Source organism: Micromonospora sp. DT233 (genome assembly GCF_049841815.1).
Taxonomy (GTDB): domain Bacteria; phylum Actinomycetota; class Actinomycetes; order Mycobacteriales; family Micromonosporaceae; genus Micromonospora.
This window is the reverse complement of the sequence record NZ_JBNCLB010000003.1, coordinates 596,692-623,499: the sequence shown is the minus strand read 5'-3', so window position 1 is coordinate 623,499 and position 26,808 is coordinate 596,692. Positions and strand designations below refer to the sequence as shown.

General features: G+C 74.4%; 28 protein-coding genes. 12 read left to right on the top strand and 16 right to left on the bottom strand.

The genetic code is table 11. From position 1 onward, the window contains the following. Window positions 1-76: 76 nt before the first annotated feature. Both ACLQ2V_RS10925 and ACLQ2V_RS10920 read right to left on the bottom strand, forming a co-directional pair. The gene (locus ACLQ2V_RS10925) at window positions 77-1,897 is read right to left on the bottom strand and encodes a hypothetical protein (protein ID WP_425718264.1); all 1,821 of its coding nucleotides are present in this window, start codon (window positions 1,895-1,897) and stop codon (window positions 77-79) included. Then, window positions 1,897-3,831 (bottom strand): hypothetical protein, encoded by a 1,935-nt coding sequence (locus tag ACLQ2V_RS10920; protein ID WP_425718263.1) that lies wholly within the window; start codon window positions 3,829-3,831, stop codon window positions 1,897-1,899. The genes ACLQ2V_RS10925 and ACLQ2V_RS10920 overlap by 1 nt, the downstream gene beginning before the upstream one ends. A 174-nt stretch (window positions 3,832-4,005) precedes the next feature. Between ACLQ2V_RS10920 and ACLQ2V_RS10915 the strand changes: the two genes are divergently transcribed. Then, complete coding sequence (locus ACLQ2V_RS10915) at window positions 4,006-5,199, top strand: hypothetical protein (protein WP_425718262.1); 1,194 nt, start codon at window positions 4,006-4,008, stop codon at window positions 5,197-5,199. Window positions 5,200-5,239: 40 nt separating this feature from the next. Here ACLQ2V_RS10915 and dxs read toward each other — a convergent pair whose 3' ends face one another. Beyond that, complete coding sequence (dxs, locus tag ACLQ2V_RS10910) at window positions 5,240-7,195, bottom strand: 1-deoxy-D-xylulose-5-phosphate synthase (RefSeq protein ID WP_425718261.1); 1,956 nt, start codon at window positions 7,193-7,195, stop codon at window positions 5,240-5,242. 72 nt (window positions 7,196-7,267) lie between these two features. Continuing rightward, window positions 7,268-8,431, bottom strand: coding sequence for an anhydro-N-acetylmuramic acid kinase (locus ACLQ2V_RS10905; protein WP_425718260.1), 1,164 nt, complete (start codon window positions 8,429-8,431; stop codon window positions 7,268-7,270). 203 nt (window positions 8,432-8,634) lie between these two features. Between ACLQ2V_RS10905 and ACLQ2V_RS10900 the strand changes: the two genes are divergently transcribed. Then, window positions 8,635-9,228, top strand: a complete 594-nt coding sequence (locus ACLQ2V_RS10900; protein ID WP_425718259.1) for a hypothetical protein — start codon at window positions 8,635-8,637, stop codon at window positions 9,226-9,228. A gap of 106 nt (window positions 9,229-9,334) precedes the next feature. Here the strand turns inward: ACLQ2V_RS10900 and ACLQ2V_RS10895 are convergent, their stop codons facing one another. Further along, entirely contained in the window at window positions 9,335-9,589 is a 255-nt protein-coding gene (locus ACLQ2V_RS10895; protein WP_425718258.1) for a hypothetical protein, read from the bottom strand. Next, window positions 9,586-9,804: a hypothetical protein gene (locus ACLQ2V_RS10890; protein ID WP_425718257.1), complete on the bottom strand. Its 219-nt coding sequence runs from the start codon at window positions 9,802-9,804 to the stop codon at window positions 9,586-9,588. The genes ACLQ2V_RS10895 and ACLQ2V_RS10890 overlap by 4 nt, the downstream gene beginning before the upstream one ends. Window positions 9,805-9,980: 176 nt before the next feature. Between ACLQ2V_RS10890 and ACLQ2V_RS10885 the strand changes: the two genes are divergently transcribed. The 4 genes from ACLQ2V_RS10885 to ACLQ2V_RS10870 all read left to right on the top strand — a co-directional run bounded on the left by ACLQ2V_RS10885 (window position 9,981) and on the right by ACLQ2V_RS10870 (window position 12,607). Beyond that, entirely contained in the window at window positions 9,981-11,234 is a 1,254-nt protein-coding gene (locus ACLQ2V_RS10885) for a helix-turn-helix domain-containing protein (RefSeq protein ID WP_425718256.1), read from the top strand. A gap of 9 nt (window positions 11,235-11,243) precedes the next feature. Next, a complete protein-coding gene (locus tag ACLQ2V_RS10880; RefSeq protein WP_425718255.1) occupies window positions 11,244-11,768 on the top strand; it encodes a GNAT family N-acetyltransferase in 525 nt (174 codons plus the stop codon). A 123-nt stretch (window positions 11,769-11,891) separates the two neighbouring features. After that, window positions 11,892-12,215, top strand: coding sequence for a hypothetical protein (locus ACLQ2V_RS10875; RefSeq protein WP_425718254.1), 324 nt, complete (start codon window positions 11,892-11,894; stop codon window positions 12,213-12,215). Continuing rightward, window positions 12,212-12,607 (top strand): PIN domain-containing protein, encoded by a 396-nt coding sequence (locus ACLQ2V_RS10870; protein ID WP_425718253.1) that lies wholly within the window; start codon window positions 12,212-12,214, stop codon window positions 12,605-12,607. Before ACLQ2V_RS10875 ends, ACLQ2V_RS10870 begins: the two co-directional genes overlap by 4 nt. A 69-nt stretch (window positions 12,608-12,676) precedes the next feature. On the opposite strand, the gene ACLQ2V_RS10865 is transcribed toward ACLQ2V_RS10870, so the two are convergent. Genes ACLQ2V_RS10865 through ACLQ2V_RS10855 form a run of 3 tightly spaced genes read right to left on the bottom strand, consistent with a single transcriptional unit; the run spans window position 12,677 to window position 16,563 of the window. Then, window positions 12,677-13,066 carry a VOC family protein gene (locus tag ACLQ2V_RS10865; protein ID WP_425718252.1) on the bottom strand — a complete coding sequence of 130 codons (390 nt, stop codon included), beginning with the start codon at window positions 13,064-13,066 and terminating at the stop codon, window positions 12,677-12,679. A 48-nt stretch (window positions 13,067-13,114) separates the two neighbouring features. Next, on the bottom strand, window positions 13,115-14,494 hold the full coding sequence (locus ACLQ2V_RS10860; RefSeq protein WP_425718251.1) for a class I SAM-dependent RNA methyltransferase: 1,380 nt from the start codon (window positions 14,492-14,494) through the stop codon (window positions 13,115-13,117). Then, window positions 14,491-16,563 (bottom strand): APC family permease, encoded by a 2,073-nt coding sequence (locus ACLQ2V_RS10855; RefSeq protein ID WP_425718250.1) that lies wholly within the window; start codon window positions 16,561-16,563, stop codon window positions 14,491-14,493. The genes ACLQ2V_RS10860 and ACLQ2V_RS10855 overlap by 4 nt, the downstream gene beginning before the upstream one ends. Before the next feature lie 165 nt (window positions 16,564-16,728). On the opposite strand from ACLQ2V_RS10855, the gene ACLQ2V_RS10850 reads away from it, so the two are divergent. Further along, window positions 16,729-17,391, top strand: coding sequence for a potassium channel family protein (locus ACLQ2V_RS10850; protein WP_425718249.1), 663 nt, complete (start codon window positions 16,729-16,731; stop codon window positions 17,389-17,391). Between the two features lie 2 nt (window positions 17,392-17,393). Beyond that, the gene (locus ACLQ2V_RS10845; protein WP_425718248.1) at window positions 17,394-18,083 is read left to right on the top strand and encodes a potassium channel family protein; all 690 of its coding nucleotides are present in this window, start codon (window positions 17,394-17,396) and stop codon (window positions 18,081-18,083) included. A 79-nt stretch (window positions 18,084-18,162) separates the two neighbouring features. Here the strand turns inward: ACLQ2V_RS10845 and ACLQ2V_RS10840 are convergent, their stop codons facing one another. From ACLQ2V_RS10840 to dut, 4 genes are all read right to left on the bottom strand, one after another. Then, window positions 18,163-18,849, bottom strand: coding sequence for a DUF3159 domain-containing protein (locus tag ACLQ2V_RS10840; RefSeq protein ID WP_425718247.1), 687 nt, complete (start codon window positions 18,847-18,849; stop codon window positions 18,163-18,165). 31 nt (window positions 18,850-18,880) lie between these two features. Then, window positions 18,881-19,264, bottom strand: a complete 384-nt coding sequence (locus ACLQ2V_RS10835) for an OB-fold nucleic acid binding domain-containing protein (RefSeq protein WP_425718246.1) — start codon at window positions 19,262-19,264, stop codon at window positions 18,881-18,883. 179 nt (window positions 19,265-19,443) lie between these two features. Next, the gene (locus ACLQ2V_RS10830) at window positions 19,444-20,097 is read right to left on the bottom strand and encodes a DUF3710 domain-containing protein (protein WP_425718245.1); all 654 of its coding nucleotides are present in this window, start codon (window positions 20,095-20,097) and stop codon (window positions 19,444-19,446) included. A gap of 25 nt (window positions 20,098-20,122) precedes the next feature. Continuing rightward, a complete protein-coding gene (dut, locus tag ACLQ2V_RS10825; RefSeq protein ID WP_425718244.1) occupies window positions 20,123-20,629 on the bottom strand; it encodes a dUTP diphosphatase in 507 nt (168 codons plus the stop codon). 84 nt (window positions 20,630-20,713) lie between these two features. On the opposite strand from dut, the gene ACLQ2V_RS10820 reads away from it, so the two are divergent. After that, window positions 20,714-21,214, top strand: coding sequence for a DUF3093 domain-containing protein (locus ACLQ2V_RS10820; protein ID WP_425718243.1), 501 nt, complete (start codon window positions 20,714-20,716; stop codon window positions 21,212-21,214). Window positions 21,215-21,230: 16 nt separating this feature from the next. Here the strand turns inward: ACLQ2V_RS10820 and ACLQ2V_RS10815 are convergent, their stop codons facing one another. After that, window positions 21,231-22,079: a hypothetical protein gene (locus tag ACLQ2V_RS10815; protein ID WP_425718242.1), complete on the bottom strand. Its 849-nt coding sequence runs from the start codon at window positions 22,077-22,079 to the stop codon at window positions 21,231-21,233. Between the two features lie 182 nt (window positions 22,080-22,261). Further along, the gene (locus ACLQ2V_RS10810; RefSeq protein WP_007075406.1) at window positions 22,262-22,558 is read right to left on the bottom strand and encodes a DUF4193 domain-containing protein; all 297 of its coding nucleotides are present in this window, start codon (window positions 22,556-22,558) and stop codon (window positions 22,262-22,264) included. A 435-nt stretch (window positions 22,559-22,993) separates the two neighbouring features. Between ACLQ2V_RS10810 and ACLQ2V_RS10805 the strand changes: the two genes are divergently transcribed. After that, the gene (locus tag ACLQ2V_RS10805) at window positions 22,994-23,503 is read left to right on the top strand and encodes a LytR C-terminal domain-containing protein (protein WP_425718241.1); all 510 of its coding nucleotides are present in this window, start codon (window positions 22,994-22,996) and stop codon (window positions 23,501-23,503) included. A gap of 41 nt (window positions 23,504-23,544) precedes the next feature. On the opposite strand, the gene ACLQ2V_RS10800 is transcribed toward ACLQ2V_RS10805, so the two are convergent. Beyond that, on the bottom strand, window positions 23,545-24,384 hold the full coding sequence (locus ACLQ2V_RS10800; protein WP_425718240.1) for an inositol monophosphatase family protein: 840 nt from the start codon (window positions 24,382-24,384) through the stop codon (window positions 23,545-23,547). Window positions 24,385-24,669: 285 nt separating this feature from the next. Between ACLQ2V_RS10800 and ACLQ2V_RS10795 the strand changes: the two genes are divergently transcribed. Together ACLQ2V_RS10795 and ACLQ2V_RS10790 are read left to right on the top strand one after the other, a co-directional pair. After that, the gene (locus tag ACLQ2V_RS10795; RefSeq protein ID WP_425718239.1) at window positions 24,670-26,271 is read left to right on the top strand and encodes an RNA polymerase sigma factor; all 1,602 of its coding nucleotides are present in this window, start codon (window positions 24,670-24,672) and stop codon (window positions 26,269-26,271) included. Window positions 26,272-26,515: 244 nt separating this feature from the next. After that, window positions 26,516-26,749 carry a DUF7455 domain-containing protein gene (locus tag ACLQ2V_RS10790; protein WP_036374862.1) on the top strand — a complete coding sequence of 78 codons (234 nt, stop codon included), beginning with the start codon at window positions 26,516-26,518 and terminating at the stop codon, window positions 26,747-26,749. Window positions 26,750-26,808: the final 59 nt, after the last annotated feature.

Genomic DNA, 26,808 nt, shown 5'->3' with positions numbered 1-26,808 from the left:
CCGCAAGGGGTGCCCACGCGACCGTGGGCGCCCCGGGCGGCGTGGGACGCCCTCCGGCGACCGTGCGGCGGAGCGGTCAGCCCGCCAGGGCGCGTACGTCCCACACCCACGCGCCGTCGAGCTGGCGGCCGGGGCCGACGAGTTGGTCGAGGGTGCGGCGGACCGGTTCGCCCCGGTCCTGCCGGCCCCGGCCCTGGACCTGCGGGCCCTGGACCAGCACGGCGGCCCGCCAGTGGCGCAGGTCCGTCACCGCCTGGCGGCGCTCGGCGTCGGTGACCACCGGCACCTGCCCGCTCTCGGCCACCCGGCGCAGCAGCAGCGAGGTCGGGCGGTCCGGGGCGCCCCAGCGGGCGGTGGGGTCGTCGGCGGCGCGCGGCCCGATGAAGTAGCCGCCGGGCGCGGCGAACGCCAGCCCGCTGCGGGCCGACCAGAACGTCGCCGGGCTGACCCCGGCGCCGGTCACCGGCGGGACGGGCACCAGGGTCCGGCCGGGCGGCACGTACGCCCGCCAGCCGCCGTCGGCCACGAAGGCCGGCACCGGCGAGACCGGCACGGTGCGGATCGGGGTGGGCGTCAGCGGGAGCAGCGCGGCGGCCACCGCGCCGCCCCAGAGCAGCCGCACCGGCACCGCGCCGGCAGCGGGTACGGGCGCGGGCGCGGCACGGACCCGGTCCAGGGAGAGCGCGATCAGCACCCCCAGCACCGGCACGCAGATCAGCGCGAACCGGGCCGGCACCACCAGGTCGAGCAGCGGCACGCCGGAGAGCAGCCGGTACGGGCCGGGCAGCCCGGTCGTGGCCCCGTCCAGCCGGACCACCGGGCCGAGGGAGAGCAGCGCGGCCACGATCCCGACCACCGCCAGCGCCCGGACCAGCGGGCGACGCCACAGCCAGATCACGATCACCACGGCGAGGACCAGCAGGCCCGGCCCGAAGAACGAGTTCTCCTCGGTCGGGTTCGGGGACAACAGGCCGGGCAGGTGGTCGTCGCCGAGCACCGTCTGCCGGGCCGAGGCGGTGAACGAGGCGGCGTCGAGCCGGAACCCCGGCGCGTCGAAGGGCATCCCCTGGTAGTGGCCCGGCCCGAAGAACTGGAACCACAGCGGGTACGCCAGCAGCGCCCCCGCCACCAGCGCCCCCACCCCGATCCGGGTTAGGAACGCGGGCGCCAGCCGGCGGGCCGTCGCCCGGTCGGCCAGGGCGTACCCGACGGTGAGCGCGCCGGCGGCGAGCGCCAGGAAGACCAGCACCTCCTCGCCGAGGAAGACCTGGTACGCCACCAGCAGCCCGAGCGCCACCCCGTGCCGGCGGACCCGGTCGGTGCCCGGCCGGAACACCAGCGCCAGGATCGGCGGCACCAGGAACTGGGCGGCCATGTGCAGGTGCGCCCCGCCCTGGGCGACCATGCCGGGGGCGAAGCCGCAGAGCAGTCCGCCGACGGCGGCGGCGACCCGGGAGTCGACGAGGCGGCGGGCCAGCAGGACGTACCAGGCGGTGGCGGTGCCGGCGAGGCAGACGACCACCGCCACCAGGAAGGCCGGCTGGCTGCCGAAGAGCAGCGTCACCGGGGTCAGCGGCACGCCCAGCCCGAGCACCGAGGTGTTGGCCATCAGGTTGACCCCGTCCGGGGCGTTCAGGGCCGTGCTGTGCAGCGGGTTCTCCGGGCCGACGACCGCGCGGGCGGCCCGCGCCAGCATCCACTCGAAGAGCATCTGGTCGTTGTCCTGGTGGAACAGCCGCCCGGGCCGCCCCCACTGCCCGGCGGTGAGCAGCACCGCCAGGGCGACGTACCCGACGACCACGGCCACGTCGAGACCCCGCCGCCGCCCGCCGGGCGCACGCGGGGCGTCGCCGGGCTCCCGGGGGTCGCGGGCGGCGGGGGTGACCGGGGCGGCCATCAGGTCGTGGGGGCGGTGAGCGTCCGGACGTCCCAGACCCACACGTCCAGCTCGCGGCGGCCGGGGCCGACCAGCTCCTCGACGGTACGCCGCAGCGGCTCCGCGTGCTGCTGGCCCACCGGCAGCACCAGCAGGGCGGCCCGCCAGTGCCGCAACTCGTCCAGGGAGCGGCGGCGCTGCCGGTCGTCGAGCTTCGGCGTACGGCCGGTGGTGGCCACGTCCTCCAGCAGCGCGCCGACCCCGCTGGGCCGGCCGCCGAAGCGCCCCGGGTCGCCGGTGTTGCCGTTGCGCGGGGCGAGGAAGTAGCCGCCGGGGATCTTGAAGTCGAGGTTGGTCGACGCCGCCCACCGCATCCCGTGCGTGCTGCCCATGTTCGGCACCGGGATCGGCACCAGGGTCTGGTCGGGGGCGACGTACTCGCGCCAGCGGTCGGCGGTGATGAACTTCGGCACCGGCGGGCGGGAGGTCACCTGCAGCGGCAGCGGCGCGATCGGCAGCAGCGCCAGCGTGAGCACCCCGATGCCGAGGCGGCGCACCGGGCGGGGCTGCGCCGGGCGCAGCGACCAGAGCCGCTCGACGGCGAACGCCAGCAGCACGCCGATCACCACCGTGGTGATCATCCCGAACCGGGTCGGCACCACCGCGTCGAGCAGCGGCACCCGGACCAGCAGCTCCCACGGGCCGGTGAGGAGCTCCCGGTCCCACCAGGAGATCCGCTCGCCCAGCGAGAGCACCGCGAAGAACCCGCCGGTGGCGGCGAGCGCCCGGACGATCGGCTCGCGGCGCAGCCAGAAGACGATGCCGACGGCGATCAGCGAGAGACTCCAGCCGAAGAAGGCGTTCTCCTCCGAGTAGTTCGGGGCCAGGTTGATGTTGGCCCGCTGGTTGCCGCCGAGGGTGGGCGAGCCCGGGGCGAAGAAGGCGGCGATGTCGTTGCCGTAGTCGCGGACCGCGTCGCTGAGGCCGTGGTACGCCATCGGCCCGGCGAACTGGACGTAGAGCGGGTACGCCAGCAGCGCCCCGGCCAGCCCGGTGCAGACCGCCAGCGCGACGCCCAGCGGCCGCCACGCCGACGACCAGAGGCCGGGCCGCTGCACCAGCATGGCGATCAGGAAGACCCCGCAGGCCATCGCGGTGAAGAGCAGGATCTCCTCGTTGATGAACGCCTGCACGGTCACCAGCAGGGCCAGCAGCGCCCCGTCGAGCACCGGCCGCCGCGACCGGGTGATCACCAGCACCCGCCAGACGATGAACGGCAGCAGGAACTGGCTGATGATGTTCGGGTGCCAACTGGCGTGCGAGAGCATCGCCGGGGAGAACCCGCAGAACCAGCCGCCGACGGCGGCGGCGGTCCGGTTGCGCACCACGTGCCGGGAGAGCACCCGGTACCAGGCGGCGGCGGTGCCGGCGAGGCCGAGGGTGACCAGCACCACGAAGGAGACGGCCGGCCCGAAGAGCAGGGTCACCGGCACCATCGGGATGCCGAGCGCCAGGATGGCCGTGTTGGCCATCAGGTTGACCCCGTCGGGGTAGTTGAACTGGTCGGTGTAGAAGGGGAACTCCCCGTGCAGCACGACCCGCACGCTGTGGGCGAGGAAGAACTGCACCTGCGCCGGGTCGCTGCTGTAGAGCGACGCGACCCGGCCGGCCGGGTCGAGCCAGATCCGGCTGGTCACCCAGAGCGCGGCGAGCAGGAAGAGGCCGTACGTGGCCAGGTCCCGCCGCCGGGGCGTCCACCGCCACCGCGCCGCCACGGGGGCCGCCGGCGTGGTGGCCGGGGTCGGCCCGGCGGCCCGGGTCTCGGCGGCCGGGGGCTCGGCCGACGGTGGGTCGTCGGCGGTCGCCACCGCCCCGGCCCGGGGCGCGGGGTCGGTGGGGCTGCCCGCAGCGTCGGGAACCGGCGGGGAATCCCCTCGGGGCTCGGCAGGAGTCACAGTCGGCGGAGTCTACCGGAGGCCATGGGCGGCCCGACAAACACCGGCGCGTCCTATGTGTCCGGTCCCGCCGCAGCTCGCGGGCCTCGTCGAGGTGCCGCGCCACGTCCCCAGGTGCGTCTCGTAGCATGTGAGGCGCGAACACGACCGGGCGACGCGATCGGGGGCGTACAGGTGGCTTCAGTCCGCCGGCGCGGCATGACGGCCACCGCACTGCTCACCCTGCTGCTGACCGGCGCGGCCTGCGGGCCGGTCGCCGACCGGAAGGCGGACGCCCTCCCGATGGGCTACGACAGCCTGGACGGGACGCTGCGGGTCTGGCCCGCGCGGGGCGGGCTCGCCGCTGACCCGGCGGCGACGGCGGCGGTCACCGAGGCGGTCCGCTCGTGGCGCTCGCCGGCCGACGACCGCGCGCACCTGTCCACCTCGGGGATCCTCTGGTCCGGCGACGTCGACGGCGTCCCGCTGGCCCTGGTGGCCGCCGACGTCCCCGGGGAGAGCGCCTCCTGGCTGCTCCAGTTGACCCGCGACGGCGACCGGTACGTGGTCGACCGGGCCAGCGAGTACACCGATCCCGGCTACCTCGTCTACTCCGACGTGCTCCCCGTGCAGACCGCCACGGGGCGGCGCTACCTGCTCTCCGGCCGGGTGGAGCGACTCCTCGGCCCGAAGGGCCGGGCGCTGCCCGACCGGGACGGGCTGACCGACCCGGTGGACGTGCCGGCCTGCCGGGCCGTGTCGCTGACCGCGACGCTGCGGGCCACCCGGTCGCTGCCGCGCGGCCGGGCCGCCGACCGCCTGCTCGACCTCGGTACGGCCACCACGGACCCGCGTTACCCGCTGGTGCGCGACGAGACCGGCTCGGGCCGGCGGGCGCTGGACGGCCTGGACACCTGCGTGCTCGCCGGCGAGCAGGGCCCGTTCGGCAGCATCCCCCGCCGCATCGGCGACCGGGACGCGCCCCGGTCGGTGCCGGTGTCCTGGCCGATGGCGAAGCTGAGCGTGCGGGCGCTGGGCGAGGTCGCGCTGGGTGGGGGCGATCCGGCCGACCTGGAGCAGCTGAGCTGGGAGACCGACGCGGGCACCATGACCGCGGTGGTGTACCGGCCGGCCGACGGCGGTGAGACGGTGGTCTCGCCGGCCGACCGGGCCAACATGCTTCAGGCCTACCTGTTGCCGGTGCCCGGGCAGTCGCTGGTGGTGCTGAGCTGGCGCTCCACCCGGTACACCTCGCTGTCGGTGCCGCCGGGCACCCCCCGGCTGGTCGACCGCCCCGGGCTGGTGGTGGTGCCGCAGCCGCCGAGCAAGGCCACGTTCAGCCTGGCCGGTGCGGAGAAGACCTACTACCGCTCCGTCGGCGGCCGCTGATCCCGTCGTCCCCGGCCGGGCCGGGGACGACGGGGTCGGGTCAGTTCTGGGCGGCGCTCCCGCCGGCGCGCAGGCCGATCGGCTCGACCGGCTCCGCGTCCAGGCCGGAGATCCACCCGGTGACGTCCCGGGCCACGTCCTGCGCGGTGAGGCCCAGGTCGGCGAGGATCTGCGCGCGGGTGCCGTGCGGGTGCCACTCGGCCGGCACGCCCAGGTCCCGCATCGGCACCCGGACGTCGGCGTCGCGCATCGCCTGGGCCAGGGCGTCGCCGACCCCGCCGACGCGCACCCCGTCCTCGACGCTGACGACGAGGCGGTGGCCGGCGGCCAGCCGGACCAGCTCGGCGGGGACGGGCCGCACCCAGCGCGGGTCGACCACGGTCACCCCGTAGCCCTGCTCGGCGACCCGGGCGGCGACCTCCATGCCGAGGTGGCCGAAGGAGCCGACCGCGACCAGCAGCACGTCGGTGCGGGCCGACTCGGCCAGCACGTCGACCGGCCCGACCCGGCGCACGGCCGGCAGGTCGGCGGCGACCGTGCCGGTCGGGAAGCGGACGATGGTCGGGCCGTCGTCGACGGCCACCGCCTCGCGCAGCTCCTCGCGCAGCGTCGCGGCGTCGCGGGGGGCGGCGATCCGCAGCCCCGGCACCACCCCGAAGGCGGCCATGTCCCAGATGCCGTAGTGGCTGGGCCCGTCCGGGCCGGTGATGCCGGCCCGGTCGAGCACGAACGTCACCGGCAGCTTGTGCATCGCCACGTCCAGCAGGACCTGGTCGAAGGCCCGGTTGAGGAAGGTCGCGTAGACCCCCACCACCGGGTGCAACCCGCCCAGGGCCAGCCCGGCGGCCGAGGTGACCGCGTGCTGCTCGGCGATGCCGACGTCGTAGACCCGCTCCGGGTACTTGCGGGCCAGCTTGGCGATGCCGGTGGGCTCGGCCATCGCGGCGGTGATGGCCACCACGTCGGGCCGGGCGTCGGCGATCGCGATCAGCTCGTCGGCGAAGACGTGGGTCCACTTCACCGAGGGGGCGGCGACCAGCTTGCCGGTCTCCACGTCGAAGGCGCCGCCGGGGCCGTGCAGGCGGTCGGCCTCGTCCTCCTCGGCGGGGCGGTAGCCGTAGCCCTTGCGGGTGACCGCGTGCACGATCACCGGGGCACCGAAGTTCTTCGCCGCCCGCAGCGCCGACTCGACCGCCTCGAGGTCGTGGCCGTCGACCGGGCCGACGTACTTGATGCCGAGGTCCTCGAACATCGCCTGCGGGGCGACCGCGTCCTTGATGCCCTTCTTGACCGCGTGCAGCACCTCGTACATCGGCTTGCCCACGAACGGGGTGTTGCCGAGGGCGTCCTTGACCGTGTCGAGGATCTTCTCGTAGCCGGGGTTGAGCCGCAGCGAGGAGAGGTGGTCGGCGAGGCCGCCGATGGTCGGCGCGTAGGAGCGGCCGTTGTCGTTGACCACGATCACCAGGGGGTTGCCGGAGGTGGCGATGTTGTTCAGCGCCTCCCAGCACATGCCGCCGGTGAGCGCGCCGTCCCCGACGACGGCGACCACGCTGCGCGCCTCGCCGCGCAGGGCGTACGCCTTGGCCAGCCCGTCGGCGTAGGACAGCGCGGTGGAGGCGTGCGAGTTCTCCACCAGGTCGTGCTCGCTCTCGGCCTGGCTCGGGTAGCCGGAGAGCCCGCCGCGCTGGCGCAGCCGGTCGAAGCCGTCCTGCCGGCCGGTGAGGATCTTGTGCACGTACGCCTGGTGGCCGGTGTCGAACAGCAGCCGGTCCCGGGGGGAGTCGAAGACCCGGTGCATCGCCAGCGTCAGCTCCACCACACCAAGGTTGGGCCCGACGTGCCCGCCGGTGCGGGAGACCTTGGCGATCAGGAAGTCACGGATCTCGGCGGCGAGGATGCCCAGCTGCTCGGTGGTCATCCGCTTCACGTCCTGCGGACCGCGCACCGTGCCCAGCAGCCGGCCGTGGTTGGCCGTGTCCTCATCAACACTCATGACAGCAGAGTCTATCGGCCGCCCGCAGGTCCGCAGTTCGGCCGTGTGACCGCGCACCGACCGTGAGGGCGGTCAGCCGGTGATCACCAGCCGCCGGGGCGGGGTGGCCGGGGCCGCGCGGCGGGCCGGCCCGGCGGGCGTCCAGGAGCCCAGCACGGCGGCCTGCCGCGCCCCGGTCACCGAGGGGATCGCCCCTGGCAGGCCGTGCCAGGACAGCCAGCCGAGCAGGGCGAACGCGTACGCCTCCTTGGCCTGCGCCGGCACCCCCAGCTCGTCGCTGACCCGCAGCCGCCACCGGCCCGCGCCGAGGGCGGCCAGCCGGCCCCGCAGTGTGGGATTGCGCACCCCGCCCCCGGCGGCCACCACCTCACCCACCCGGTGCCGGTCGCACTCGGCGGCCACCGTCCGGGCGGTCAGCTCGGTCAGCGTGGCCAGCACGTCGTCGGCGGCCACCGGCTCGCCGAGCGCGGCCAGCCTCCCGTCGAGGTAGCCGGCGTGGAACAGCTCCTTGCCGGTGGACTTGGGCGGCGGCGCGGCGTAGTACGGCTCGGCCAGCAGCAGCTCCAGCAGGCCCGGGTGCACCCGGCCGGCCGCCGCGCGGGCCCCGTCGAGGTCGCAGGGGCGGCCGAGCAGCCGCCGGGCCGCCGCGTCGAGCAGGGCGTTGGCCGGGCCGACGTCGTACCCGAGGGTCGGTGCGCCGGGCGCGACCACGGTGAGGTTGGCGATCCCGCCCAGGTTCAGCGCCGCCCGCGGCGGCCCCGCCGCGCCGGCGAGCAGCAGCGCGTCGAAGGCCGGCACCAGGGGCGCGCCCTGCCCGCCGGCCGCCACGTCCGCCGAGCGCAGGTCCGACAGCACCGGTACGCCCACCCGGGCCGCCACCCGGGCCGGCGCGCCGAGCTGGAGGGTGCCCCGCACGGTGCCGCCGTCGACCCAGTGGAACACCGTCTGGCCGGGCGAGACGACCGCGTCGGCCCGCCCACCGGCCAGCTCGACCCCGCGCGCCGCCGCCTCGGCGAAGACCTCGCCGAGCCGGTTGTCCAGCCGGCAGACCGCCTCGATCGTCGTCGGGTTCGGCGGCAGCACCGCCGCGATCCGCGCCCGCAGCTCCTCGTCGTACGCCAGGGTGGCGGACCCGAGCGGCCGCAGCCGCAGGGTGTCGGCGTCGGGCGTGAACTCCGCCGCGGCCACGTCCACCCCGTCGTACGACGTCCCCGACATCAACGCCACGATCCGCATGAGAGGAAATGCCCCCTGTCGTCGCATTCGTACCGTCGGTGGCGGCGCTCGCCGGGCCCGCCGGGCGGCTCACTCTACGCCCGGAACCGCCCGCACACGATCTTGTAAACGGCTCCGGGGCCGGCCCGTCGGCGCCCGGTTATCGGATCGCCGGGGTGCGGCGGGGGCCGCTACCGTGTGCTCACCGAGCCGAAGGAGAGGCCATGCGGAAGATCCCCACCCTGTTCCGCCGCGACTCCGACGACCTGCGGCGGGTCACCCGCGACGTGCACCCCGACTGCGAATGGGTGCTCGACGGCGCGGGCAGACCCACCCGCAAGTACGACGGCACCTGCGTACGGCTCGACGACGACGGCGTCACGTGGTGGGCCCGCCGCGAGGTGAAGCCCGGCAGGACCCCGCCGCCGGGCTTCCTGCCCGTGGAGCACGACCGGGCCACCGGCAAGGTCGTGGGGTGGGAGCCGATGGCGCAGTCGGCGTTCGCGAAGTACCACCGGCAGGCCCTCGACGGCACGCCGCCGGTCCTCGACGGGCCGGGTGGCACCCCGACGCCCGGTGCCACCTACGAGCTGGTCGGCCCGAAGGTCAACGGGAATCCGGAGCAGGCCGACCGGCACCTGCTCGTCCGGCACGGCCACCAGAGCGCCGAGGACGACGCGGAGCTGGCGGGTCTGCCCCGCGACCACGACGGGCTGCGTGACTGGCTGCTGGCCCACCCGGCGTGGGAGGGCATCGTGTGGCACCACCCGGACGGGCGGCGGGCGAAGCTCAAGCGCCGCGACTTCCCGACCGGCTAGCCCCGCGCCCCGACCGGACAGCCCGCGCCCCCGGCCGGACAGCCGCGCGGTGGCCGGAGTGCCCACGGCGGCCCGGCCGGCGGTGCGCGGCGGCCCGGGCCGGCGGTCAGCGGGTGCCGGCCAGGTTCGCGCGGATCGCCGCCACGAGCACCTGCCCCTCCCAGCACCAGCCGGCCGCGCAGTCCGGCTGCCCGAGGGCGCACCCGTGACCGCGCACCCACAGGTAGCCGCCGACGGGCTCGTGGAACACGGCGACGGTCCACACCAGCTGGTCGATGCCGCACGGGTTGGGTCGCCACTCGGCGGCGAACAACTGCAGGCGGGTGCCGGCGGGTACGTCGAGGCGGCGCAGGGCGCTCACCGCCGCCCCCAACGGTGCGAGCGGTTACGGGTGCGTCGTCCGGTGGCCCCGGCGGCGAGTTCCTGCTCGTCGTCCGGCCACGACGGGCCGTCGGCCCGACGCGGGTCGTCAGGGTCGTCGGCCCGACGCGGGTCGTCAGGGCCGCCGACGGTGGGCGGTGGGGTGCCGTCCTCGTACCGGCCGCGTGGGGTGTTGCCCAACCACCGGTATCGCACCGCACACCTCCGACAGTCTCGTCGGTGCGGGCGGTCGCCGGGTCGGGTCCCGTCGGCCACCGCACCATCGGCCGCGACGACCCGCCAGCCCCGGTCGACCGGCCGACGCGCCACTGCGGGATCCCCCGACACGTCAAGGGTGGTCGATAGACTGGGGCGGACGCCAGGTGTGACCCGTGAGCCCACACCGCCAGGACACGCGCCGAGGGGCACATTTGGGCGAGTTCGGTCACATACTCAGGCAGCACCGCCGATCAGCCGGGTTGGGGTTGCGGCCGTTCGCCGCCAGGGTGTCCTACGAGTACGGCTACATCGCTCAGGTGGAGCGCGGCGAGAAGCGTGGCTCGCCGGAGTTCGCGGCGGCCTGTGACCGGGTGTTGGACACTGGTGGGGCGTTGCTGGCGGCCTACGAGCGTGATCAGGGCGGGACGGAGATGCGCAGACGGACAGCGCTGCGGGCGATGGGTGCCATCGTCGCCGCGCCGGTGGTGCCGGAGGCCGGCCTGGAGGCCGTGCGGCACGGCCTGGACGCGGTGGTCGACGCGGACCACGACGAGTGGCCGGGCATCGTCGCCGACTGCGGGCTCGGCTACTACCGGCAGCCGCACGACGTGCTGATGCGGCAGCTCGGCACGGACCTGGCGGTGCTGCAACACCTCATCGCGGTGGAGAGCGACGCGCGGCGCCCGCGCCTGCTGGCCGCCGCCGGGCATCTCTCGGTGGTCGTGGCGCTCGGCCTGGTGGCGTCCGGGCAGTCGCTGGTGGCCCGCCGGTGGTGGCGCTCCGCGCAGCGGGTCGCCGACGAGTCCGGGGACCTGGACGCCATCCTGACCACCCGGGCGTGGCACGTGGTCAACGGCTGCTACGACGGCCGCCCCGCCGAGCAGGTGGTGGCGTTGTCCGACGAGGTGTTGCCGCTGCTGGACGGGGCGCGGGTGTCGGCGGCGTCGTGTGGGCTGCTGGCCGGGCGGGCACAGGCGCTCTCCCTCGCCGGCCGGCACGCCGAGGCCGTGGCGTGCGTACGACAGCTCGACGACCTGGCGCATCGCCTCCCCGACGCGATCGTCGACAACGTGGAGTCGCTGTGGGGATGGCCGGAGCACCGGCTGCGACACACCCAGTCGTGGGTCTACACGCACGCCGGTGACCTGCGGGCCGCGGAGGCGGCGCAGGATCGGGCGTTGCAGCTCTATCCGCAGTCCCAGGCCCGGCTTCGGGCGCAGGTGGGGCTGCACCGCGCGGCGGCGCTGATCCGCGGCGGGCACCTCCCCGACGGGCTGCGCCTCGCGGCGGAGCTGCTGGACGGGCTGCCGCCGGAGCAGCACAACGCGACCCTGCGGTCGGTGGCCCGGCGGGTCGCCGAGGCGGTGCCGGTGTCGCAGCGGCACCGGCCCGCGTACGGGGAGCTGATCGCCCGGGTGGCCGGCTAGCCTCGGGCCGTGGCCGTCACCTTCAGCACCCACGCCGGGGCGACCGCCGCTGCCCTCTTCCCCGCCCTCGTCGACCTCTACGCGTTCGTCTACGCCGAGCCGCCGTACGAGGAGGGCCCGGCGGAGGTGGCGGGCTTCGCCGAAGGGCTGCCGGCGGAGGCGACCCGTCCCGGGTTCGCGCTGGTCGCCGCCGAGGAGGCGGGGGCCCTGGTGGGCGCGGCGTACGCCTGGACGATGCCCGCCGGCCGGTGGTGGGGCCACGCCGACGCCGAGCCGCCCGCCGACGTGCTGCACGCCGACAAGTGTGCGGTCATGGAGTGGGTCGTGCACCCGTCCAGGCGTGGCCGGGGCGTCGGCCTCGGCCTGCTGCGGCGGCTGCTGGCCGGGCGGCCGGAACGGTGGGCGACCCTCGCCTCGGATCCCCGGGCGCCGGCGCGGGCGATGTACGGGCGGGCCGGCTGGGCGCGGGTGGCCGGCTCGCGCCTGCCGTCGGGGCCGCCGGTGGACCTGCTCGTGCTGCCCCTGTCGCACTGACCACCCACGCCCGCCGCAGATTTCGGCGGTGAGGCGTGGTGTCGCTGAACCAGCGCCGCGACACGGCAACGAGCACGCCGTGACCTGCGCACGCGTCGGTGCCACCCGGGCTATGCTGCCGGTATGACCGAGCCTGCCCAGCGGTTTCGCAAGCTGTCGATCTCCGTGCCCGAGGACGTGGCCGACCGGCTCGAAGCCGAGCCCAACGCCAGCGCTTTCGTCGCCGACACGGTCCGCGCCCGCATCGAGCTCGAACAGCTCGCCACCCTCCACCAGGATCTCGGCATCACCGTGACCGCCGAAGGTGTCACCCGGGCCCGCGCCCGCCGCCTCGCCGTCGAAGCCGAATGGACCCCCGAACGACGAGTCGCGCTCCGCGAGGACGTCCGACGGGCCGCCGCCGACCTGTTCACCAGCCCCGACCCGCGTCGCTCCTCCGCCGCGTGACCGCGCCCCACCGGCCCGTCCGGCTGATCCTCGACACCTCCGCGCTCCTCACCTACCTCACCGGGTCCGTGCACGTCGCCGAGCCGGTACACGAAGTCGTGGAGAGCCGCGTCGCGTTCGGCGTGCCCGCCGTCGCCGCCGCCGAAGCTCTCGCCCTCATCGACGACGCCCACGACCGGGCCCTGCTGATGCGGCTCCTCCAACACCGGGCCTGCGCCGTGCTCGACACCGACGGCCGCACCTGGCACGAGTTGGCATACTGGCACCGCGCCACCGGACGCCCCGACCTCGCCGCCTGCGCCATGGCCGCGCTGGACCATGACGCCGCGGTGCTCACCGCGGACGGAAAGCTCTACGGCGGGGTGCCCGTCATCGACATCGAACAGCTGTGACCGCCTGCGCTGGTGACGGTGGCGTCCCCGCCGGTCGGCTGACCGCCCGCACCCGCCGAGTAGGGCGCACTACGCGCCGAACTGCTCGAACATGATCTCGTAGCCATCCGGGTCGAGGCCGTAGAAGACGCGCGCCCATCCGACGTCCTCCGGTTCGAGCGTCACGGGCAGGCCCTCTCGCGACCAGAACGCGTGCGTCGCGTCGAGGTCGACGGTCGGCACGACGAGCACGAAGCCGAGGCCGGGCGGCCCGAGCTTGGTCTGGCGCTCGCGCTCGGCGTGGTGATGGCCGTGCCGGTGCAGGTCGGACAGGATCAGCCAGGTGTGTCCGAAGGTCAGGTAGCGCAGGTGCTCCTGCGCGGGCTGGGGCAGGTGCCGGAAGCCGAGCCGCCGGTAGAGGTCAAACGACCGGTCGAGGTCGCGTACCCGCAGACCCACCTTGAGCTGTTTGGCCGCCACCGGGCCACGCTACCGACCCCAAACCCTCCCGCGCTGCCCCGGTGGCCCTCAGTGGTCGTCGGTCGGGACCAGCAGCCCCACCAGCTCGACGTGCTGGGTCATCGGGAAGATGTCGAAGCCGCGCAGCGTCTCCAGCCGCCACCCGGCCTCGGCGAACGTCCGCACGTCCCGGGCGAAGGCGGCCGGATCGCAGGCCACGTACGCGACCGCGCGCGGCTGCGCCGCCACCACGTCCCGCACCACCCGCGCGCCCGCCCCGGTGCGGGGCGGGTCCAGCACCACCAGATCCACCGGGCCGGTGATCCGGCGGCGGGCCAACGCGGCCTCCACCCGGGCGGCCACCACCTCGACGCCGGTGAGGTCGCTGAGGTTGTTGCGGGCGGCGGCGACACCGGCGTCGGCGGACTCCACGACGGTGACCCGGCCGGACTCGCCGACCTGTTCGGCCAGCGCGGCGGCGAAGAGTCCCGCCCCGCCGTAGAGGTCCCAGGCCGACTCCCCCGGCCTCGGGTCGAGCAGGTCGAGCACGGCGGCGACCAGGGTGTCCGCCGCCGCCGGGTGCACCTGCCAGAAGCCGGACGCCGGCAGCGTCCACTTGCGGCCGACGGCCACCTCGCGGACCGTCGCCGGCGCGGGCCGCCGACCGCCGTCGCGCCCCTGCGCACCGGTGACCGGTCCACCGCCCGGGGCCGGGGCGTCGAGCACCGTCGCCTCACCGCCCGCCACCGCGGCGTCGCCCGCCACCGGGGCCTCGGGCGCCGTGGGCACCCCGCCGGCCAGGGCGGTGACGATGACGTCCCCGCCGGTCGAGGCGACGGTCTCCACCGCGTCGGCCGTCGGCCAGCGCTCACCGAGCACCGGTAGCTCCTGGATCGCCGGGTGGGCGATCAGGCAGCGGTCGATCGGCACCACCTCGTGCGAGCGGTGCTTGAGCAGCCCGGCCCGGCCGGCGGCGTCGACCGCGTACCGGACCCGGGAACGCCAGCCGAGCGGCCCGCCGGGCAGCGCCTCGACCCGCACGTCGAGCCGGTCGATCTCGGCGTCGGTGAGACCGCCGAGGCGGCCGAGCTGCCCGCGCACCACCGTCGACTTCCAGTCGAGCTGCGCGGCGGGCGCGACGTGCTGCAGGTCGCAGCCGCCGCAGCGGCCCGGTTTCGCGTACGGGCAGGGCTGCTCGACCCGCTCGGGGGCGGCGGTCAGCACCGTCACCGCGTCGGCCCGGACGAATCCCTTGTGCACCTCGGTGACCTCGGCGATCACCCGCTCGCCGGGCAGCGCGTGCCGGACGAAGACCACCTGCCCGTCGACCCGGGCCACGCAGTGCCCACCGGGGGCGACCGCGTCGACGGTCAACTCGACCCGCTCGGCCTCCTCCAGCCCTCGCCGCGCGCGGTCGCTGTCGTCGCTGTCCATGTGGTCCTCGGTCATCGTCGGTCTCCCCGGTTCTGGTCGGTCTCGCCGGGCGGCACGGTGGCTTCGGGCGACACCGGCGGTGGCAGGGTGCTGCGCGGGGCGACCCGGGGGCCCCGGGCGGGGCTGCGGCTGAGCGTCGCGTCCAGCCGGTCGAGGTTCTTGCCGGCCGTCGAGGCGAGCTGCCACGGCACGCTGGTCACCATGACGCCCGGCTCGAAGAGCAGCCGCCCCTTCAGCCGCAGCGCGCTCTGGTTGTGCAACAGGTTCTCCCACCAGCGTCCCACCACGTACTCGGGGATGAAGACCGTGACCACGTCGCGCGGCGACTCCCGGCGGGTGTTGGCCACGAAGTCGAGGATCGGCCGGGTGATCTCCCGGTACGGCGAGTCGACCACGGTGAGCGGCACGGGGACCTCCCGCCGCTCCCATTCGGACTGCAGGCCCCGGGTGTCCTTCTCGTCGACGTTGACCGTCACCGCGGTCAGCGTGTCCGGCCGGGTGGCCCGCGCGTACGCGATGGCCCGCAGGGTCGGCTGGTGCAGCTTGCTGACCAGCACGATGGCGTGGTTGCGGGCGGGCAGCACGCCCCGGACCTCGGTGGGCTCCAGCTCGGCGGCGACCCGGTCGTAGTGCCGCCGGATGGCCTGCATCAGCACGTAGAGCACCGCCATGGCGACGAGGGCGATCCACGCGCCGAGCAGGAACTTGGTCAGCAGCACGATGATCAGCACCGTGCCGGTCAGCGCCATGCCGAAGGTGTTGATCGCCCGGGAGCGGACCATCCGGCGGCGGGCCTGGGCGTCCCGCTCGGTGCGCAGGTGCCGGTTCCAGTGCCGGATCATGCCGGCCTGGGAGAGCGTGAACGACACGAAGACGCCGACGATGTAGAGCTGGATCAGCCGGGTCACCTCGGCCTGGAAGCCGACGATCAGCACCAGGGCGAAGACGCCCAGCAGGACGATGCCGTTGGAGAACGCCAGCCGGTCGCCCCGGGTGTGCAGCTGCCGGGGCAGGTAGCGGTCCTGGGCGAGGATCGAGCCGAGCACCGGGAAGCCGTTGAACGCGGTGTTCGCGGCCAGGAAGAGGATCAGCGCGGTCATCCCGGCGACCACGTAGAGCAGCACCGACCCGGAGCCGAAGACCGTCTCGCCGAGCTGGGTGGTGACGGTCTTCTGCACGTACCCGTCGGGGCCGGAGAGGATCTGCCGGGCCGGGTCCTCGACGAACTGCAGGTGGGTCAGCCGGGCCAGCCAGATGATGCCGACCAGCATGGCCACCGAGATGGTGCCGAGCAGCAGCAGGGTGGTGGCGGCGTTGCGGCTCTTCGGGACCTTGAACGCCGGCACCCCGTTGGAGATCGCCTCGACGCCGGTGAGCGCGGCGCAGCCGGACGAGAAGGTGCGCAGCAGCAGGAAGATCAGCGCGAACCCGGTGACGCTGTGCTCGGCCTGGATCTCCAGGGCGGCGCTCGGGGCGCGCAGGTCCTGGCCGAGGACGAAGACCCGGATCAGGCCGGTGAGGATCATCCCGCCGATCACGATCACGAAGCCGTACGTCGGGATGGCGAACGCGGTGCCGGACTCGCGCAGCCCGCGCAGGTTGATCGCGGTGAGCAGCACCACCGCGACGACCGCGACGAGCACCTTGTGGGTGGCCACGAACGGCACCACCGAGCCCAGGTTGGCCACCCCGGAGGAGACCGACACGGCGACGGTGAGCACGTAGTCGACCAGCAGGGCGCTGGCCACCGCGACACCGGCCCGGGGGCCGAGGTTGACCGTGGCCACCTCGTAGTCGCCGCCGCCGGAGGGGTAGGCGTGCACGTTCTGCCGGTAGCTGGCGACCACCGTCAGCATCACCACGACCACCGCCAGGGCGATCCAGGGCGAGAAGATGAACGCCGACGCGCCCGCGATGGAGAGCGTCAGCAGGATCTCGTCCGGGGCGTACGCGACGCTGGAGAGGGCATCGGAGGCGAAGACCGGCAGCGCGATGCGCTTCGGTAGGAGGGTGTGCTGGAGTCGGTCGGACCGGAACGGTCGACCGACGAGCAGCCGCTTCAGCAGCGAGGTGGGACTGGCCACAAGCGCTAAGGGTACGACCACCGATACCCGCGTGCCGGGGTGGCTGGGCGCGGCCGCTCCGTCGGGCACGGTACCGTCGTCCCCCGCCGACATCCGGGACGTGGCAGGCTCGCAGTCGACAGGTCACCGGCGGGGCCGGCGGGCACGCACCTTGGGAGGGACACCGTGCATGTCGTGATCATGGGTTGCGGCCGGGTCGGGTCGACCCTGGCCCAGAGCCTGGAGTCGCGCGGCCACTCGGTGGCCGTGATCGACCAGGACGCCGACGCGTTCCGCCGGCTCAGCCCGGACTTCGCCGGCGTGACGGTCACCGGGGCGGGCTTCGACGGCGAGGTGCTGCGGGAGGCGGGCATCGAGCGGGCGGACGCCTTCGCGGCGGTCTCCAGCGGCGACAACTCCAACATCATCTCCGCCCGGTTGGCCCGCGAGACCTTCGGCGTCTCCCGGGTGGCCGCCCGGATCTACGACCAGCGCCGGGCCCAGGTCTACGAGCGGCTGGGCATCCCCACCGTCGCCACCGTCCGGTGGACGGCCGAGCGGATGCTGCGCCACCTGATCCCCGAGGGCAACGTCGAGATCTTCCGGGACCCGACGAGCACCATCTCGATCGTCGAGGTGCCGGTGCACAAGGACTGGATCGGCCGGCCGCTGCGCTCGCTGGAGGAGGCGTCCGGCGCGCGGGTCGGGTACCTGTCCCGCTTCGGCATCGGCATGCTCCCCACCAGGTCCACCACCGTGCAGGAGGGCGACCAGGTCTTCATGCTGGTCACCGACGACATCGTGGCCTCGGTCGCGTCGGCGGCGGGCAGCCCGCCGGAAGGAGCCTGACCATGCGGATCGCCATCGCCGGCGCCGGCAACGTGGGTCGTTCGATCGCCCAGGAGTTGATCGACAACGGCCACCAGGTGATGCTGATCGAGCGTCAGCCCCGGATGCTGCGGCCGGAGCGGGTGCCCGCCGCCGACTGGGTGCTGGCCGACGCGTGCGAGTTGGCCAGCCTCGAGGAGGCCGACCTCGCCGGCTGCGACGTGGTGGTCGCCGCGACCGGGGACGACAAGGTCAACCTGGTGGTCTCGCTGCTGGCGAAGACCGAGTTCGCGGTGCCCCGGGTGGTGGCCCGGGTCAACCGGGCCGAGAACGAGTGGCTCTTCACCGAGCAGTGGGGCGTCGACGTCTCGGTGAGCAAGCCCCGGGTGATGGCCGCCCTGGTCGAGGAGGCCGTCACCGTCGGCGACCTGGTGCGGCTGATGACGTTCCGCCAGGGCGAGGCGAACCTGGTGGAGATCACCCTGCCGCCGACCGCCCCGTACGTGGGGCAGCCGATCCACGCGGTGCCGATCCCCCGGGACGCCGCCCTGGTGGCGATCCTGCGCGGCAAGCGGGTGCTGGTGCCCACCCCGGACGACCCGGTCGAGGCCGGCGACGAGCTGATCTTCGTCTGCACCGCCGAGGCGGAGGACGCCGTCCGCGCGGTGGTCCTGGGCCCCGACAGCGTGGAGCGGACCCGGGGCGCCGGCTGAGCGGGCCCACCGCCCGGGGCCGCTCGGCGGTCGGCCACGGCACCGCCCGGGGCGGCTCGGCCGGCACCGGGCCGGTGGCTCAGGCCCCGGGCAGTGGCGGCGGGCCGGCCGGCTCCCGGGTCACCCGGCGCACCGTCCAGACCGTGATCAGCAGCAGCAGCGCGTACGGCGGGTAGCCCAGGGCCAGCCGGGCGATGCCCAGCGCCGTGTCCTGGTGGGCGAGGTAGAGCCCGGCCTGCACGCCGACCTTGGCCAGCCACACCACGCCCCAGAGGACGGTGAGCTGGGTGAAGGTGCGCACCAGGCGCGGGTCGTCGCGCCACTCGGAGCGGCCCTTCGCCACCAGGACCGACCAGATCCAGCCCACCAGGGGCTGCCGGATCGCCGCCGAGAGCAGCAGCGCCAGCCCGTACCCGATGCCGTAGAGAATGCCCGGCAGGTAGAAGTCGCGCTCGTCGCCGGTGCGCCAGGCGATCGCCGCGCCGACGCCGACGCCGAAGAGCCCGTTGACCGCGTGCCGCACCGGCCGGCGCTGGGCCAGCCGCAGCCCGGCGATGAGCAGGGCCACCGACACCGAGGCGACGACCGCCGGCCGCAAATCCCCGATGATGTTGGCGATCACGAAGACGACCACCGGGATGCTGGACTCGACCAGCCCGCGCCAGCCGCCGAGCTGGTCGGCCATCTGCTCGGCGAGGCTCGGCAGCCGCTCGGAGTCCTCCGGGCCGGTCCCCGGCTCGGTCGTCCGGTGCGCTCCGGTGGTCATCGCGTCTCTCCCGTCCATGGCGCCCGCGTCGTCACTTCGGGGACTCCAGCTCGTAGTACGGGTTGTAGAGGACCTTGCGGTCGTCCCGGATCGCCACCCGCCCACGGGCCGTCAGGTGCCGCCCCGGCTCGATGCCGGCGATGTGCCGCCGGCCGAGCCAGACCAGCGTCACCACGTCGCTGCCGTCGTACAGGTCGGCCTCCAGCGTGGGAAGGTTCGTCCGAGGAGTATAGACAACGGTGCGCAGCCGCCCGGTCACCGAGACCAGCTGACCCCGCGCGCACTGCCGGGCGGGCACGCCACCGGACTCGGCGCTCTCCCGACGCAACTCCTGCGCCTCGATCTCGGCCTCGCTCGCGGTGAACCGGTGCAGGAGCCGCCGTAGCGAGGCCCTGCCGCCCTCGTCGGTCGTCATGACCTCCGCGTCACCCTCTCCCGGGGCTGGCCGGCAGCGCCGGCACGGTGCCGCCCGGCACGGGTGCCGGGCGCGTCCCGCCAGCGTACGCCGGGCAGCGGCGACGCGACCGTCCGAGGCGGACCGCCGGCTCTGCGCCGGCGGCCCGCACGGGGCACGGACGCGGGTGGGGGGTCAGATCAGGCCTCGACCGGGCCCGCGACGCCTTCTTCGGCGGACTCGGTGACCTCGCGGGGCAGCCGCAGCGGCAGCGGCTCCCGCACCGGCTTCGCTTCCTGGCCCCGGTCCACGACCAGCCCGTCCAGGCACTCGCGCAGCGGGCCGGCGACGGCCGGGTCGGTGGCGGCGGCGCCCTGGAAGACGGCGCGGACCATCCAGCGCGGACCGTCGACGCCGACGAACCGCAGGTCGGTGAGGCCGTCCGGGGTGCGTACCCGGGCGTGCAGCTCGGGGCCGTACTCCCCCTGCGCCTCCTGCGCCGCCGCGCCGTCCTTGAACAGGGACTGGCGGATCTCCTCGCGCACCTCGTCCCAGATGCCCTCGGAGCGGGGCGCGGCGAAGACGCCGAGTTGCAGGGCGCTCTCCCCGTGCACCAGGACGACCTGCTGGATCACGCCCTGCGGGTCGGCCTGCACGCGCACCTCGACGTCGGCCACCGCGGGGATCTGGAGGCTGCCGAGGTCGAGCCGCTGCACCCCGTCGGGGGCCTCGGAGACGTCGTACGGGCCACGGGCCGGCGCCGACTCCTCGGCGGCCCGCTCGGCCAGGACCTCGGCGGCCCGCTCGTCACGGCCCTGCCGACCGCCGCTGGCCCGCTTTCGGGAGAAGATCACTGCGCCCACCCTCCGCTGTTCGCACTCACCCTGCCACCTCTTCCGGCTGCCCGCCGGCCCGTTCCGCCGACGGCGGGACGAGCCCGGCGTGACCGCCGGTCGAGCCGTGCCCGCCGACGCCCCGCCGGGACGGCGGCAGCTCGGTCACCGGCTGGAAATCGGCCCGCGCCACCCGCTGAACAACGAGCTGCGCGATCCGATCGCCACGGCAGATCTTCGCCGACGCCTCCCGATCATGATTGATCAGGTTGACGAAAATCTCACCCCGGTAGCCGGCGTCGACCGTACCGGGCGCGTTGAGCACCGTCACGCCGAGCCTGGCCGCCAGGCCGGAGCGCGGGTGCACCAGCCCGACGTACCCCGGCGGCAGGGCGACCGCCACGCCGGTGGGGACCAGGGCCCGCCCGCCGGGGGGCAGCTCCACGTCCGCGGCGGCCAGCAGGTCGGCCCCGGCGTCGCCGGGATGGGCGTACGCCGGCAGCGGTAACCCCGGGTCGAGCCGCCGTACGGGCACGGGCACGTCTTCGGTCACGGTCTTCCTCTTCCGTCCGGTTCGCGGGGTGACCCTGACATCCTGCCCGGTCGGCCGCCCGTCGTGCGCCGTACCCTTCGAGGAGTGAGCCGAACGCCGTCCTCTCCACCCGACGCCGCCGTGAGCACCGCCTACACGGAGCGGCTCGCCCTGCCGTGGTGGCTCTGGCTGGCCGCGCTGGCCCTCAGCGGGCTCCTCGCCGTGGAGCTCTGGTCGGGCGCCCAGGGGACGCGCGCGTGGCTGCCGTTCGTGGTGCTGCCGCCGGCGACGCTGGCCGGTCTGTGGTGGCTGGGGCGGATCCGGGTCGCGGTGGCCGACGGGGAGCTGCGGGTCGACGACGCCCGGCTGCCGGTGCGGTTCGTGGCCGACGCCGTCGCGCTGGACGCGGCGGGCCGGCGGGAGGTGCTGGGCGTCGGGGCCGACCCGCTGGCCTTCGTGGTCCAGCGCCCGTGGGTCTCCGGTGCGGTGCAGGTGGTGCTCGACGACCCCGCCGACCCCACCCCGTTCTGGGTGGTCAGCACCCGCCACCCGGTACGCCTCGCCGCCGCGCTCCTCGCCGCCCGCGACGCCGCACCCCGTAGCTGATCCGCCCGCCGACGGGTCAGGGCAGGGCGGGGCGCGAGTCGCCGCCGGGAAGTGCGCGCCGCTGGCGGCGCAGGTCGGTGCGGAGCTGGCCGGCCAGCGAGCGGGTGGCCCGCCGGTTGAGGTAGCTGGCCACCGCCGCCCCGGTCAGGAACGGCCCGAGCGTGGTCAGGTTGCGGCCGAACCGCTTGAGCAGGGTGTCCCGCAGCTCCTTGCGGGCCGCCGTGCCGAGCACCGCGCCGACGCCCACCCCGGGCATCATCGGGTTGATCCCCCGCTGGCTGGCCCAGGACTGCACCGCCGCGACCGCCCGTTGGGTGCCCCCGGTGGGCAGCGGCGTGCCGTACACCTCGTGCAGCTCACCGATCAGCTTCAGCTCCACGGCCACCACGGCGACCGTCTCGGCGGCCAGCAGCACCGGCGCGGAGAGCAGGGCCGGCGCGACCGCCCACTCGACGGCCGCGATCCCGCCGCCGGCCGCGCCGATGCCGGCGGTCGCCCGGGCGGCGTTGCGGACCAGCCGGTCCGCCAGCGCCTCGTCGTCCAGGTCGGGGAAGTGCCGGCGCAGGGTGGCCAGGTCGCGGACGGGCACGTGCGGGGCGACCTCGGCGACGGCGTCGGTCATCCAGCGGACGGCGACCTTCGGCTTGAACAGGTCGGCGAGCCCGCGAACCCGGACCTGGCCGACCAGCCGGGTCAGCAGTTGCCGCCGGCGGGCAGGCTCGATGTCGTCGGCGGTCAGCGCGGCCACGGTGGCGCCGAGCTCGGCCGGGCCCTCCTCCGCCCCGTCCCGGCGGGAGGAGGCGGGCGTGGTGGGGCCGCCGGTGACCGGGGGCCCGCCCGTGTCGTCGTCGCTGCGCTCGCCCATGCGTCGGCCCTCCCCGGTTCGTCGGCGTGGAACTGTCGTGACGAGTCAAACAGGTCCGGGCCATCGGCGCACGGCAGCACCGTGGGGCGACGGAGCACCGCCGCCCACGCAGGTGGGCGACGGGTCGGTGCCAGCAGCGGCGGCCTCGTCGCGGAGGCCGCCGCCGATTTCTCGGATAAGGGTCAGACGCACTCGCGGCAGATCAGCTCGCCGTTGCGCTCGACCGCCAGTTGGCTGCGGTGGTGGACCAGGAAGCAGCGGGCACAGCGGAACTCGTCCTGCTGCATCGGCAGCACCTTGACCGTGAGCTCCTCGTCGGCAAGGTCGGCGCCGGGCAACTCGAAGCTCTCGGCGACCTCGGCCTCGTCGACGTCCACGGCGCCCGACTGTGAGTCGACGCGTCGGGCCTTGAGCTCTTCCAGGCTGTCCTCGCCGAGGTCGACCTCGTCGCGACGCGGGGCGTCGTAGTCGGTGGCCATCGGTTTCACTCTCCAATATCGATATGGTCGCTTCCGGTTGTAACGCCGGACGACGCTGTCTCGGTTCCGCTGGCCGGCCACCAATTTTTCGTGTCGATCACCTGACCCGACGGCCGGTCGGGGGGCGACGCCAGGGGAAGCACCCCAGCGGGCGCGGTACCTTACCCCCCTCTGGCGAGGCATGTATACCGCCCTCGCGGCTCAGATGTGCACCCCAGCCGCCAAATCTTCCTTCAATGTGACTCAGGCGACACGAAGATAGGGGTAGTAGTACCCGCTTCCCAGTTAACGCGCCGGCATGTCGGACTGTTTCCACGCGACCGCCGGACAACCGTTAACCTCAGCGGCGTACTCGGCGGCCGGCGGGGCGGCCTGGCCGCCGACCGCCGCCGCCACCACCCACGTCCGGGGAGCGCCCAGATGAGTTTTGCGCGAGTGCGAGCACTCGTTGTCGTCGGTCTGCTGGCGGTCCTCGCCCTGGTCGTCATGGTCGTCGCCCTGGTCCGCGACACCCAGGGCGAGGCGGGAATCGTCGGCGGCTGCCCGGAGGGCGCCCCGTTGGCGGACGTGACCCTGCGCGAAACCAAGGACGTCAAAATCAACGTCTACAACGCCACCGACGAGCCGGGCCTGGCCAGCAAGGTGGCCGACGACTTCCGCAACCGCAAGTTCCAGGTGAAGAAGGAGGGCAACGCCGGCAAGCAGGTCGACGACGTGGCCATCCTGCGGTACGGCCCGAAGGGCGTCGGCTCCGCGCACCTGCTGCGCGCGTACTTCCTCAACAACGCCAAGGACGGGTACGACCCGAAGCGCAAGGACGACGTCGTCGACGTGGTGCTGGGCGGCTCCTTCGCCCAACTCGCCACGACCACCGAGGTCAACCAGTCCCTCGGCGACCTGGGGGCCCCCGTCGCGCCGCCCGGCTCCTGCCCGTCCGCCGGCTGAGCGGCCGCCCCGGGCGCGCGGCCGCCGCCCCGGGCTCGGGGTCACGGGCCGCCGGAGGCGTCCAGGTCGGCCAGCCGGTCGTGCAGCGGCGCGAACAACGCCGGCGGCGCGGCGATCACCAGGTCGGGCCCCGCCGGCAGGCCACCCAGCCCGCCGACGCGCAGCCCGGCCTCGGTGGCGACCAGCGCCCCGGCCGCCTGGTCCCAGGCGGCCAGCCCCTTCTCGTAGTAGGCGTCGACCCGGCCCTCGGCGGCCAGGCAGAGGTCCAGCGCGGCGGCCCCCTGCCGGCGGATGTCCCGCACGTGGGCGATCAGCTCCGCGAGCACCCGGGCCTGGTGGGACCGGCGCCCCGCGTCGTAGCCGAACCCGGTGGCGACCAACGCCTGCCCCAGGTCGGTCTCGTCCGAGCAGCGCAGCCGCTCGTCGACGCGGTAGGCCCCACCGATCCGGTACGCGCCGCCGCCGGCGGTCGCCGTCCACTGCTCGCCGGTCGCCACGTTGCGCACCACGCCCGCGACCACCGCGCCGTCGACCTCGGCGGCGAGCGACACCGCGCAGTACGGCAGCCCGTAGAGGTAGTTGACCGTGCCGTCGATCGGGTCGACGATCCAGCGCACCCGGGCCCCGTCGGCCGGGGCGGCGTCGCCCTCGCCGTACTCCTCGCCGAGGACCGCGTCGTGCGGCCGGAGCCGGCGCAGCGCGTCGACCACCTGGCGCTCGACGGCCCGGTCCGCGGCCGTCACCACGTCGGTGACGGTGGACTTGGTCGCGGCCACCGACACCCCCTCGGCCCGCATCCGGTGCGCGGTCGCCGCGGCGTCCCGGGCGACATCGACGGCGATCTCCAGCAGTTCCCCCGGTGGCGGTACCGAGCGGTCCATGGCTGTCCCCTTCCCGCACGACCGGGCCCGTCCGGGTCGCACGCGAGTATCATCCTTACAAAGTCCACATCTGCGTCGAATCGGCGGTCCCAATCGCCGGTACGCCGTGCGGCGCAGGATGATCGCGGCGGACGGCGTTACAATTCACCCCTACCCACGAGCCACGGACCGCCAACGACAGGCCGGTCCGGGACACGAGGGTCCCTCAACCACATCGTCCGGCATTGTGCCCCGCGCTGCGTCGGACAACCCGGCCGTGCTCGCTCTTCGCCTGGAAGGTCATTCGTGACAGAACCCCGCCAGCCCGGCGCCGACGTTCGCTCGCTCACCGACACCCTGATCGCCCATGCCCAGAGCGCGGGTGGTCAGCTCACGTCGGCCCAGGTCGCGCGCACCGTCGAGTCCGCCGAGGTGACTCAGGCCCAGGCCAAGAAGGTCCTGCGTGCGCTCGCGGAAGCGGGAGTGACCGTGGTCGTGGACGGCTCGGTCGGCCCACGCCGCCGGGTCGCCGCCGCCCGCTCCACCACGCCGGCCTCCCGGGCCACCACCGCCAAGACCACCAAGAAGGCCGCCGCGCCGGCGCCGAAGCAGGCCGCCGCGGCCGACGAGGCGCCGGCCCCCGCGCCCCGCAAGGCCGCCGCGCGCAAGGCCACGGCCGAGACGGTGGCCAAGGCCGCCGTGCCGGCGAAGGCCGCGAAGGCCACCCGCGCGGCGAAGGCGACGGTCGCCGCGGCGCCCGGCAAGCCCGCCAAGGCCGGCGGCAAGGCCAAGGGCGAGGGCGCCGAGGGCGACATCGACCCGGAGGAGCTCGCCGCCGCGATCGAGGACGTGGTGGTGGAGGAGCCGGCCGAGCTGGCCCAGGCCGCCGCGGCCGACGCCGCGAGTTCGGCCACCGACAACGACTTCGAGTGGGACGACGAGGAGTCCGAGGCGCTCAAGCAGGCGCGTCGCGACGCGGAGCTCACCGCCTCCGCCGACTCCGTCCGGGCCTACCTCAAGCAGATCGGCAAGGTGCCCCTGCTCAACGCGGAGCAGGAGGTCGAGCTCGCCAAGCGGATCGAGGCCGGCCTCTACGCCGCCGAGCAGATGCGCGCCGCCGAGGAGAGCGGGCAGAAGCTCACCCGCGAGATGTTCCGCGACCTGGGCTGGATCTCCCGCGACGGCGAGCGGGCGAAGAACCACCTGCTGGAGGCCAACCTCCGCCTGGTGGTGTCGCTGGCGAAGCGGTACACGGGCCGGGGGATGGCGTTCCTGGACCTGATCCAGGAGGGCAACCTGGGCCTGATCCGGGCGGTCGAGAAGTTCGACTACACCAAGGGCTACAAGTTCTCCACGTACGCCACCTGGTGGATCCGGCAGGCCATCACCCGGGCCATGGCCGACCAGGCCCGCACCATCCGCATCCCGGTGCACATGGTCGAGGTCATCAACAAGCTCGGTCGCATCCAGCGCGAGCTGCTCCAGGACCTGGGCCGCGAGCCCACCCCGGAGGAGCTGGCCAAGGAGATGGACATCACACCCGAGAAGGTGCTGGAGATCCAGCAGTACGCTCGGGAGCCCATCTCGCTCGACCAGACCATCGGCGACGAGGGCGACAGCCAGCTCGGCGACTTCATCGAGGACTCGGAGGCCGTGGTCGCGGTCGACGCCGTCTCCTTCTCGCTGCTGCAGGACCAGCTCCAGCAGGTGCTGCAGACGCTCTCCGAGCGCGAGGCGGGCGTCGTCCGGCTCCGCTTCGGCCTGACCGACGGCCAGCCGCGCACGCTCGACGAGATCGGCCAGGTCTACGGGGTGACCCGGGAGCGGATTCGGCAGATCGAGTCCAAGACGATGTCGAAGCTGCGCCACCCGTCCCGTTCGCAGGTCCTCCGGGACTACCTGGACTAGGCGGTTTCGTCAACCAACCGTGTCGGTTTGATCACCAGACGTACAACATCCGTTACCGATCGACCGGTTGCACGATTGTGATCGTTGACGTGGCACCCTTGGTGCACGGCACACTGTTGCTTCCAGGTGTGACCTCGGTCCCCCGCGGGCACACAGGGAAGGCAACGCCCGAGCTGGGTGTTGCACGATAGGTGAGCAACGACCGAAGAGATTGTTCATCGGTGACGACCAGAGGAGGAAGGCGATGACCCCGACCCTCACGCCGCCGCCCGAGACGGTGGCTCCCCCAGCCGCCGATGAACGGTGCGACCGCTGCAACGCTGCCGGCAAGCTCCGTATCACTCTGGCGGGCGGGAGTGAGCTGGTGTTCTGCGGACACCATGCGAACAAGTACGCGGAGGATCTCGTGAAGATCACCGTGCGGTACGCGACCGACCCGGAGTTCAGCTGGCGTGGTGCCGATCTGATGGCGAACTGAACCCCGACCCGAACCGACATAGCCGGCCGGAATTGCCCGAATGGGCTCTTCCGGCCGGC

Excerpts from the sequence above, each read along its gene's own strand:
- ACLQ2V_RS10925 (WP_425718264.1), bottom strand. The coding sequence starts at position 1,897 with ATGGCCGCCCCGGTCACCCCCGCCGCCCGCGACCCCCGGGAGCCCGGC.
- dxs (WP_425718261.1), bottom strand. The coding sequence starts at position 7,195 with ATGAGTGTTGATGAGGACACGGCCAACCACGGCCGGCTGCTGGGCACG.
- ACLQ2V_RS10905 (WP_425718260.1), bottom strand. The coding sequence starts at position 8,431 with ATGCGGATCGTGGCGTTGATGTCGGGGACGTCGTACGACGGGGTGGAC.
- ACLQ2V_RS10900 (WP_425718259.1), top strand. The coding sequence starts at position 8,635 with ATGCGGAAGATCCCCACCCTGTTCCGCCGCGACTCCGACGACCTGCGG.
- ACLQ2V_RS10875 (WP_425718254.1), top strand. The coding sequence starts at position 11,892 with ATGACCGAGCCTGCCCAGCGGTTTCGCAAGCTGTCGATCTCCGTGCCC.
- ACLQ2V_RS10860 (WP_425718251.1), bottom strand. The coding sequence starts at position 14,494 with ATGACCGAGGACCACATGGACAGCGACGACAGCGACCGCGCGCGGCGA.
- ACLQ2V_RS10845 (WP_425718248.1), top strand. The coding sequence starts at position 17,394 with ATGCGGATCGCCATCGCCGGCGCCGGCAACGTGGGTCGTTCGATCGCC.
- ACLQ2V_RS10840 (WP_425718247.1), bottom strand. The coding sequence starts at position 18,849 with ATGACCACCGGAGCGCACCGGACGACCGAGCCGGGGACCGGCCCGGAG.
- ACLQ2V_RS10835 (WP_425718246.1), bottom strand. The coding sequence starts at position 19,264 with ATGACGACCGACGAGGGCGGCAGGGCCTCGCTACGGCGGCTCCTGCAC.
- ACLQ2V_RS10815 (WP_425718242.1), bottom strand. The coding sequence starts at position 22,079 with ATGGGCGAGCGCAGCGACGACGACACGGGCGGGCCCCCGGTCACCGGC.
- ACLQ2V_RS10810 (WP_007075406.1), bottom strand. The coding sequence starts at position 22,558 with ATGGCCACCGACTACGACGCCCCGCGTCGCGACGAGGTCGACCTCGGC.
- ACLQ2V_RS10800 (WP_425718240.1), bottom strand. The coding sequence starts at position 24,384 with ATGGACCGCTCGGTACCGCCACCGGGGGAACTGCTGGAGATCGCCGTC.
- ACLQ2V_RS10790 (WP_036374862.1), top strand. The coding sequence starts at position 26,516 with ATGACCCCGACCCTCACGCCGCCGCCCGAGACGGTGGCTCCCCCAGCC.